Origin of the sequence: Photobacterium sp. BZF1 (assembly GCF_014349205.1) — a bacterium.
Classification (GTDB): domain Bacteria; phylum Pseudomonadota; class Gammaproteobacteria; order Enterobacterales; family Vibrionaceae; genus Photobacterium.
Genome location: NZ_JACSOF010000210.1, coordinates 1 through 8,572, shown reverse-complemented (window position 1 = coordinate 8,572; position 8,572 = coordinate 1). Strand labels below are relative to the sequence as shown.

Annotated in this window: 7 protein-coding genes; 2 read left to right on the top strand and 5 right to left on the bottom strand. The window is 41.1% G+C overall.

The genetic code is table 11. The features are described from left to right. Positions 1-458: 458 nt before the first annotated feature. On the bottom strand, positions 459-1,916 hold the full coding sequence (locus BIZ37_RS28135; RefSeq protein WP_187464345.1) for a GGDEF domain-containing protein: 1,458 nt from the start codon (positions 1,914-1,916) through the stop codon (positions 459-461). A 316-nt stretch (positions 1,917-2,232) separates the two neighbouring features. On the opposite strand from BIZ37_RS28135, the gene BIZ37_RS28130 reads away from it, so the two are divergent. Then, on the top strand, positions 2,233-2,556 hold the full coding sequence (locus tag BIZ37_RS28130; RefSeq protein ID WP_255526946.1) for a hypothetical protein: 324 nt from the start codon (positions 2,233-2,235) through the stop codon (positions 2,554-2,556). A 49-nt stretch (positions 2,557-2,605) separates the two neighbouring features. On the opposite strand, the gene BIZ37_RS28125 is transcribed toward BIZ37_RS28130, so the two are convergent. From BIZ37_RS28125 to BIZ37_RS28115, 3 genes are all read right to left on the bottom strand, one after another. After that, entirely contained in the window at positions 2,606-3,673 is a 1,068-nt protein-coding gene (locus BIZ37_RS28125) for a sensor domain-containing diguanylate cyclase (RefSeq protein WP_187464344.1), read from the bottom strand. Between the two features lie 240 nt (positions 3,674-3,913). Further along, positions 3,914-4,762: a hypothetical protein gene (locus BIZ37_RS28120; RefSeq protein ID WP_187464347.1), complete on the bottom strand. Its 849-nt coding sequence runs from the start codon at positions 4,760-4,762 to the stop codon at positions 3,914-3,916. A 178-nt stretch (positions 4,763-4,940) separates the two neighbouring features. Next, complete coding sequence (locus BIZ37_RS28115; protein WP_187464343.1) at positions 4,941-5,549, bottom strand: LysE family translocator; 609 nt, start codon at positions 5,547-5,549, stop codon at positions 4,941-4,943. Between the two features lie 128 nt (positions 5,550-5,677). On the opposite strand from BIZ37_RS28115, the gene BIZ37_RS28110 reads away from it, so the two are divergent. Next, positions 5,678-6,706 (top strand): GlxA family transcriptional regulator, encoded by a 1,029-nt coding sequence (locus BIZ37_RS28110; RefSeq protein WP_255526945.1) that lies wholly within the window; start codon positions 5,678-5,680, stop codon positions 6,704-6,706. A gap of 128 nt (positions 6,707-6,834) precedes the next feature. Here the strand turns inward: BIZ37_RS28110 and BIZ37_RS28105 are convergent, their stop codons facing one another. Beyond that, a complete protein-coding gene (locus tag BIZ37_RS28105; protein WP_187464342.1) occupies positions 6,835-8,148 on the bottom strand; it encodes a DASH family cryptochrome in 1,314 nt (437 codons plus the stop codon). Between the last annotated feature and the right edge of the window lie 424 nt (positions 8,149-8,572).

Genomic DNA, 8,572 nt, shown 5'->3' with positions numbered 1-8,572 from the left:
ATATATAATCATTTTGCATAAAGGGTGGGTTAAATTATCTCTGTAAAGAATATGTAGTAACAAAAGAACCAATTGATTTAACATTGATTTATCATTTGGTTAACAGGTGGGTGTGAAGTGGTTAGCATCAAAGATGTATCTGAATTTTATAACTATAAATACCGGGTGTTTTACTTACATTTTTATCAGTAAAGGTTTTATATATTTCCTGAAAGTTTCGCTATAGAGGACGTACATATTCGGTGCTATTAATTAAAATATTCTCCTGTCTAACTTTTTATATTATTGTCTATTTAGGTAGGCAGTTCGAGATACAACTTAAAAGTAATCTAACCCACAAAATGTGATTATATATTTTGTGGCACTATAAGGCAGTACACTTTGCGTTTGAGTCATCAGTTTGGTGGTATTAACTAGCTTTGCCTCAAGTGCATGCTGAGTATTTGCTTAAGTCGCTTTTAACTCTCCTTTTTGTTCTCTGGAGCCAAAAGTAATTCCTTCTCGTCACAAATTAAATCAACCCGAGCTTTTCCATGAGCTTTTATATAATAAAGTTGGTTATCACAAGCACTGAAAATAGCATCAAATGACTCTTGTTCGCTTTGCCAAATACAGGCTCCTCCACTCCAAGTAATCTTACTGTTATTAAAACTATTGAGCTTATTCAACAACACTTTATGATGTATAACCTCCTTTATCTTTACAATTGTCAGAAACTCCTCACCTCCATATCGAACAAGACATGAGTCTTTAGTTGGAAAACTTTTTGTTAGAAATCTTGCAGCATATTGTAATGTATTGTCACCAAATTCATGTCCATAGTCATCATTTATGCTTTTGAAATCATCTAAATCCAAAAGAGCGACAAAATACAATCCCATACAATTTGAAGTAAAATATTGAAGGTACTCACGGTTGTAGAGTTGTGTCAAAGGGTCGAAGAACGCCTTTCGTTGATATCCTTGGTACAAACTATGCTCACGGGAGAAGTAGGTTGAAATGACCAAAAATTTATCATGGTTTATCTTTAATTTACTCAATATTAAGTTCATACCATATGATGGCGTTTCGGTGCGTTTGATGAAACTCGCTTCTTCAAGGTTATCGACTAAGATAAATTCACTGTTAAAAAAACTGACTCCAGCACTTGATGGACGCTCGACCGCTATCTTGATGTTCTTTAATATTTTTCCTCGAAACTTAAGCAACAACAGTAACCTGTAGTAGCGAGCAAAGATACAGTTAAACACCAACCCGTATATCAGAAAAAATAACAAGAGTAACAGGCCAGCATTCATACTAGATAGTTGTAATGGAGATATAGTTTCATGCAATTCTCCTGTTACGTGAGGAGAGTAGTGTTCAAAAAAGGGATCTAGATCAAAAAGCAAGTTGGAGAAAGGGTAATTCTGTAAATAGTCACTGATAATGTTATAACGCAGAAAAGCTATGATCGTCAGTGTATTCGTTATTCTCTTCTTATGGCTCTTATAAGATGGATTATTTAATAGAGCTAATGACAAGCTTTTTGTAGTAATCACAACTCCTTCAACTTCAACCATGACATATTCGTCGGATTGTAGAAAATCACTAGAGTTCCGTATCACACTAATATGATGCAATTTTTCACAAGTAGAAGACAACTTAGTTGTGGTCACTTGCTGGGGGGGCGTTACTATTAGATCTAGGTTTTGTGCATCAAACATGTAACAGTGTGACTGTAAAAAGTTACTATCGTAATCGTAATGATATTGCTCAGTTTTGAGCATGGCTTCGACGACATTAAAGAAGTTGCTTAGCCTTGAATGTGCGCTTGTTAGCTGAGTTTCTAGATGTGTCTTAACTGAAATGACCACAACGCAAAAAGTGATGACTGCTAAAGAAAACGCAGTGACTAGAGTGTATGTTTTTCTCATAGCCAACCTCCACATACATAAGTCTTATATTCACCTTAATGCATTATGTGCTCGTTATGACCATTATTATTAGTCATATGTCAAATTTTTGTATAAAAACTGTTCAAGTTAAATGAGTTACTGCTGTTCAAATTGATTGAACATTAAATCAGTTCATGACTCAGATTTGAGGATAGCGTTTTTAATTTCTCTTCTTTTTGTCGTCATATGGTAATAACCGTCATCTGGTATTTGATATTTTTGTGTTGCCGCTTCCCACATTCGTAATGCCATGTGTGTAGGGGCTTTATAAACATTGAAAATGCAGGTGGGATAAATGAAAAGAGTTATGACGCTTATCGTAGCTTCAGCTTGGTTGTTTGTTATCGGCAATGCCTATGCCGTTTCAGATGCCGCAAAGGTGGGTGCAAATGCGGGAGCGATGATCTATTGCTATGACAATGTGGCGCAGTCGAGCCAGCAGTCTAAGTACAAGCTTCTAAAACTTCATACATATGATGAGTACAAAAAATTACCGGATAACGAGCGTGCCACAGCATTGTTGATGAAAAAGGCCGCTGAAGATGGGGATTACTTAGGCGACCCTCTAGATAAAAGACGTTGCGATAACCTGCGTAAAATGCTCTATCTGAAATATTAACTACGTCATTTGCATAGAGGTGTGGGGTGGTGTTTAGAACAGGAGTGCATCAAAGTATTTTTTCCATATCGTCACCCGCGCCTCCACATATATTGTTGTTGGGAAATGTTCTCTTGCTCATTTTGTTGGCGTACATACGTTTATCTGTCTGGGCATATAGCTCATTAAGGTTCAAGTTCTCGATCTCTTTTACGCTTATACACCCGTAGCTAACACTGAATCTGTCGGGATATCCGGCAAAGGATTGGTGCTTTGAAAGTGTTGCTTGATAATTAGCTTCTATTTTCTGGCAGCGTGCCTTGAGATCCTCTTCCGTGATATTTTGTGACAACACGATAAACTCATCACCGCCGACTCGTGCAACAATATCATTTGAACGGGTGTACCTTTTAATTTCCGAGGCTAAGGTTTGGATTGCAATATCACCGCAGTCATGACCAAGTTCATTGTTTATTTGCTTCAGGTTGTCTGAATCGAAATATGCAATTGCAATAGAATCACTTATGGGCTGCGCTATATTTGTGTTGTGATGACTAGAACGTAACTGGCTGATCGTTTTTTGTGCTAGGGTAGCTAAGCCTCTGCGATTGTAGACGCCCGTTAATTCATCGGTAATGGCGAGTTGTCTTACCTGCTCATAGGCATCAATAAGCTTGAGATCTGCTGTGATTAGCTCTCTAAGCTGTTCGAGCAGTTGGAACAGAGTGTCATTATACTCGTGTGGTTTGGTATCTATCGCGCAGATAGTGCCGAATACAGTGTTATCTGGCCAATATATAGGCATCCCAAAATAAGAACGGATAGGGCCTTCTTTAACAAAGGGGCTTTGACTCCATTTTGGATGATTTACAGGGTCAGGAACATAAAGGGAATCACCTTTATCAATGACATGCTTACAGAAGCTATTCATTTCATAAGGCCAGGCATCACATGGCTTGAGGAAATTATCGTTGTTTTGACTCGAACGTACGGTGAAGAACTCTTTTTCACGCAACTGGACAATAGCGCCACATTTACAACCAAATAGCTGTGAGATCAAATCGACAGTTTTCTGCCATTTTTCTAGATCCAGTTCTGGATGCTCATTTGAAGTGAGAAATTGTGTTCGGTCAAACATATCTAGCCTCCTGCTCAGCAATAGAAGTATATACTGCTAAGGGAGTAACAGCAGGCAATGGATAGAAAGAATGGTTTTTTTTTATGATCTTGGTTGAGTTATTTTGCACTCTTGTTACCAAAGCAACCCAACCTATTGGTTGGTTGAATGCTTTCCCTGTTATTGATTGGAAAGGTTGATAGAGCTCTGAAATGAGAAACAAGGGAGAGTGTGAATTCTCCCTTGGCGTTATAGATGATGTTAAGAGCAGACAAACCATGAATTAGCAGGGGCGGTAATATAAGAGCTTCTGTGCCAATTTACTTTCTCCAATGCTGGGGCGGTACGAATATCCCCTCTGAATTTGTCTTTTACAGACACTTTAACCAAGCCATCATTCACGCTAAACACTTGTCCGCGGTATGTGTGCCCCATATTGGTTTGGTGTGGGTGGTCATACAGACATACTGTTGCCCCGACACTGGAGTAAATATATCGGCTTTCATCACCCCATGGGGCTGTCGCAGGGGATGCAGGTTGGTTAATCGCATGCATAGTAACCCCTGCAGGTGCCATTTTGCGTAATGGTGAATAGGGCTCATAACCAAGCACCTGTGCACTCTCGAACCATTGGCTTTGGTTGGCTTGGGTATTTTCATTTAGCCTTAGAGTGACAAAAGGGCCATCTAAACATAAGTCCGCCCAAAGCGCAGTGCTAGTAATTTTGGCTGAGAAAAGCGGTTGCTCATTGGGTGTGTTAGCACCAACAACACACCATGTGCCACTGGCTTGATTGATCAACTGTCCGTTATTGGTATCACAGACCCGCTTGGCAAGTACTTGGTATTCAGCAATATCATTGGCCGCTTGTTGAGGGCTATCGGAGCAATATCTGTAAGTATAAGCAAAGGTGTTCTTGGGATAAAACATCCCTTTATCGACTACAGCACCGTTACGGCGGGCATCAGTCAAGGCAATAAAGCTTTGGGTGGAATCGTAAAAGCTATACTCCCCAGTTCGCCTTACGGTGTCTGGGTCAGAGCTACAGCCACTGATTAGCAAAGGAATGACTAGGGAAAATGGGAAGAGTTTTTTAGCCAACGGGAACATCACGCATCTACCTCCTACGCCAACCACATGACAGAACAGCAACATTGTATTGGTATACAAAATGTTACATGTGTCACAAAAATAGCATGGCTTTAAGTATATAGGATTTGATGCGAACTGCTGAGAATGTCTATGAGACGGCACCTAAAACAGAGAAAGGTGCCTGTGATTAAGTGTGTTACTGACTCAATGGAAGGCTAGCCCCTAATAGAGCGAAAACCGTTCCGCAACCACGATTAAAGCGTTGACCACTTTTCTGAAGCCAAGGGCGTAATTGGTGAGCGATACAAGCAACAAAGAATTCAACACTAAATTCAACAGCAGCGAATGTTGCGGCCAAGATACTGAACTGCGTGAGCAATGAAGATTCAGGAGTCATAAATTGTGGTAAGAAGGCGCCAAAAAAGAGAATGACTTTTGGGTTTGCAATGGCGGCTAGCAGGCCCTGCCTAAATCTTGCTGTGTGGCCAAGATCAATAGCCGACGTTTGTTCCAAAGAGATAGCGGGTGAACGCCATAATTGAATGCCGAGATAAATAAGGTAAGCGCCCCCTAACCATTTCAGCAAAGAGAGAACATTTGCCGATGCCATCATCAGTGAACCGATGCCAAACATAGAGATGGCAATAACACCAACAAAACCAGTGACCCCGCCAAGAATGGTTGAGAGCGTTTTTTTCCGGCCATATAGCGCGCCGTGACTTAATGCTAGAAGGCCATTTGGGCCAGGAGCGAAAGCTAATCCTGTCACTGCAACCAAATATAACAGCCAAGTTTCCAATGCCATGAAGTTACCATTTATAGAAAAGATATTGCTTGGCAGTATATGGTTAAAACAAGCAATTGATTTGGTAGTTTTAGGACTACTTAAGGTAATATTTGGACATAACAAGCTAAAGACACTTAACCACCTAGATGATGAACAAAATGCAGCCAGCACAACATGACACTATGCCATCAGGCTCAAAGCCAGATGTTCGGTTTCTCCTGTTGCCGTTGCCGACATTCAATATGTTACCTTTCGGCAGTTTCCTTGATAAGTTACGTTTTTCCGCTGACGATGAGGACTATAGCCAACAGAGGTACTGCTCTTGGGACGTTGCTGGGCTATCAGAGGGTGAAGTTATATCAAGTAGTGGTGTGTATCTTTCGGTTCATAATGCCCTTGAGCACCTAGAGTTAGCGAAATATGACTACGTCGTTGTATTTGGTGGTCGGAGTGCTAACGAAATGAAGATGCTAGCAACATTGTATCGGTCATTCCTTAAAAAGGCGGCGGCAAAAGGCCTAACCTTAGTGACGGTAGATAATGCATGTTTTACTTTCGCTGAGCTTGGTCTGTTTGATGGTTGTGAAGTTGCGGTCCACTGGCGACATTTACAAGAGTTTGAGACGGACTATCCAACATTGAAAGCTCGCTCAGATCAACTCTACTGTATTGATGGTAAGCGGATAAGTTGTGCCGGAGGAACGGCAGTCATTGAACTGGCCATCGAGTTATTGACGCGTAAGTCTGGACGTGAAAGGGCGTTGAAGGGACTTGCCGATATGCTGGTGGATGAAACACGGAGTCGGCAGCATCATTTAAAGTCATTAGGTGATGATAAGAATGTAACCCATCAGCATAACCGACATGTAGCACGGACTGTTGCATTGATGCGCCAGAATTTATCAGCGCCTTTGAGCATTGAGGATCTCGCGCTCCAATTAGGGTTAAGTCGTCGGCAACTTGATAGAGTGTTTAAAGCGGAGTTGTCGATTAGCCCTCGCGAGTACTGGGCGGCTATGAGGATGTCGCATGCCCATTGGCGCTTGCAAAACTCCTTCTATAATCTTTCCGAGATCGCCAATGAAGTCAGTTTTTCTGACGTGAGCTATTTTTGTAAAGTTTTCAAAAAACATTTTGGTTATAGCCCAACTCAAGTGAAGAGCATGAGTCAATGATTGTTTATGGTATTGATTGAATTATATAGGTGTTATATCGCTGATAAAGACTAACATTGAGCAGGTATATAGGCTGCTCTACGTGAGCAGCCATCAGGGGGATATCCTTAAACTAAGATCACCATGATTTAGTAAATTGGCCAATCTGCAGCATCAACAGAGTCGATACTGCCATCATGATTGTTGCCTCCCCACTTGCGGATAAATTCACCTTTAGGATCATAGATTTCGGTTTGTTTAACTAAGTTAAAATGCCGATTGTCTTGGGGATCGGCACCGATGCCAGCAAGATACTGCCAATTGCCCCAGTTTGATGCAGTATCGTAGTCTAGTAAATGTTCTTCGAAAAAGGCGGCCCCGTAGCGCCAGTCCAAACTCAATTCATTTATCAAGCAGCTTGCGACTATTTGTCTGCCCCGGTTTGACATATAACCAGTCTGACGTAATTGGTTCATCAAAGCGTTCACTAGGGGGTAGGGGGTATTCCCTTCACTCCATCGGCGAAAGCGCTCAGGATAATAAGCGGTATGAGGGCTTTTCTTTTTGATTCCGGAAAAGGTGTAGAGCCTAGCGCCGTGGTAGTGAGCATACCATTGGAAATATTCACGCCATAACAGCTCGAATTTAATCCATTGGGTAGAATCGTTGCATTCCACATCTGTCTCGTACTTGCTTAGGTGCTTGATGAGCATATTGGCAGATAAGCAGCCCAAGGCTAACCATGGTGAAAATTTGGTTGAATTTTCCCATCCATCGAGTTCGTTTCGTGTTTGTTTATAACTGCTAGGGGCATTCGACGAGAAATAATGCTCAAGGTGTTTCAATGCCGCTTTCTCACCACCTTCAAAATCGGCTAATAGTTTTGGATTGATCATAGAACTGATCACATCAAAAGCTTTTAACCTACCTGGCGGTGGGGGAAGTTTGGCAATGGTGGTTAATGGTGAACGAATGTCTAAATCTTCAACTTGTTTACGAAATTGGCTGAATGTCCCGGGGAGCGATTCATTAATATCAAAAGGTAAATCAGTTCTGTCAAAAAGGGTATGCGTTGCGATTTGACGGAACGTGATGTATGGGTATCGGCCTTTTAGGGTATGCCAATTTCTTTTTTCGTAAACCCCTGCGTTTTCACTGGTGTAGATCATTGAGATATTGTATTGGCTGATGAGTTCGGGCAGCACATTTAGGGGATGTTCAAGAATGACATGTAAGCTCTGACCTCTCTCGCTTAGTCGTTCAGCAAGGTTGTTGAGAGATTGTAGGAGAAACTGTTTTCTGTAAATGCCATGTTTGTCGATATGATAGGGGTAGCGATTGGCATTATCGACCGGTAAGCAAAACACGCAGATGAGGTGGTCAGCCTCTTGTGTGGCTAACGCCAGTGCGGGGTTATCATGAAGCCTTAAATCGTTTTGAAAAAGGAACAAACCTGTTGCCATTGAAGATCCCTCTAAGCCAAGGTGCTAGCTTAACTATAGGCGGAATATCACAAGTAATTAGGTTTTTATACGCCAAAGTTATAAGGGATGATGTTTAGGTATTGGGGGCATAGATCTTAAGGGGAGGTGGGAGTGGTTCACCTGTTTACCGTAAGTCGTTCCACAATTTAGCACAGTAGATACAAACCTTAATTCAAAACATGATGCAAATATACTAATGGAAATATTATATGCACATGGGTTTGTATGAATTCTGAATGAACAATAGTATAAAATGAGGATAAATCTTTTGAGTGAGCGGAATATTGCTACCGTTAAAGGTTTAAGCTTGCAGTATTGGGATATTAAATATTCAAAAAACGAATAATTGTAGACAAGGAGGTTCTATGTAACTAATCTTTGATAAAAACAAAGTGGCTTACAC

What these genes read in the sequence shown, in the direction of transcription:
- BIZ37_RS28135 (WP_187464345.1), bottom strand. Translation starts at nt 1,916, where the DNA reads ATGAGAAAAACATACACTCTAGTCACTGCGTTTTCTTTAGCAGTCATC.
- BIZ37_RS28130 (WP_255526946.1), top strand. Translation starts at nt 2,233, where the DNA reads ATGAAAAGAGTTATGACGCTTATCGTAGCTTCAGCTTGGTTGTTTGTT.
- BIZ37_RS28125 (WP_187464344.1), bottom strand. Translation starts at nt 3,673, where the DNA reads ATGTTTGACCGAACACAATTTCTCACTTCAAATGAGCATCCAGAACTG.
- BIZ37_RS28120 (WP_187464347.1), bottom strand. Translation starts at nt 4,762, where the DNA reads ATGTTCCCGTTGGCTAAAAAACTCTTCCCATTTTCCCTAGTCATTCCT.
- BIZ37_RS28115 (WP_187464343.1), bottom strand. Translation starts at nt 5,549, where the DNA reads ATGGCATTGGAAACTTGGCTGTTATATTTGGTTGCAGTGACAGGATTA.
- BIZ37_RS28110 (WP_255526945.1), top strand. Translation starts at nt 5,678, where the DNA reads ATGATGAACAAAATGCAGCCAGCACAACATGACACTATGCCATCAGGC.
- BIZ37_RS28105 (WP_187464342.1), bottom strand. Translation starts at nt 8,148, where the DNA reads ATGGCAACAGGTTTGTTCCTTTTTCAAAACGATTTAAGGCTTCATGAT.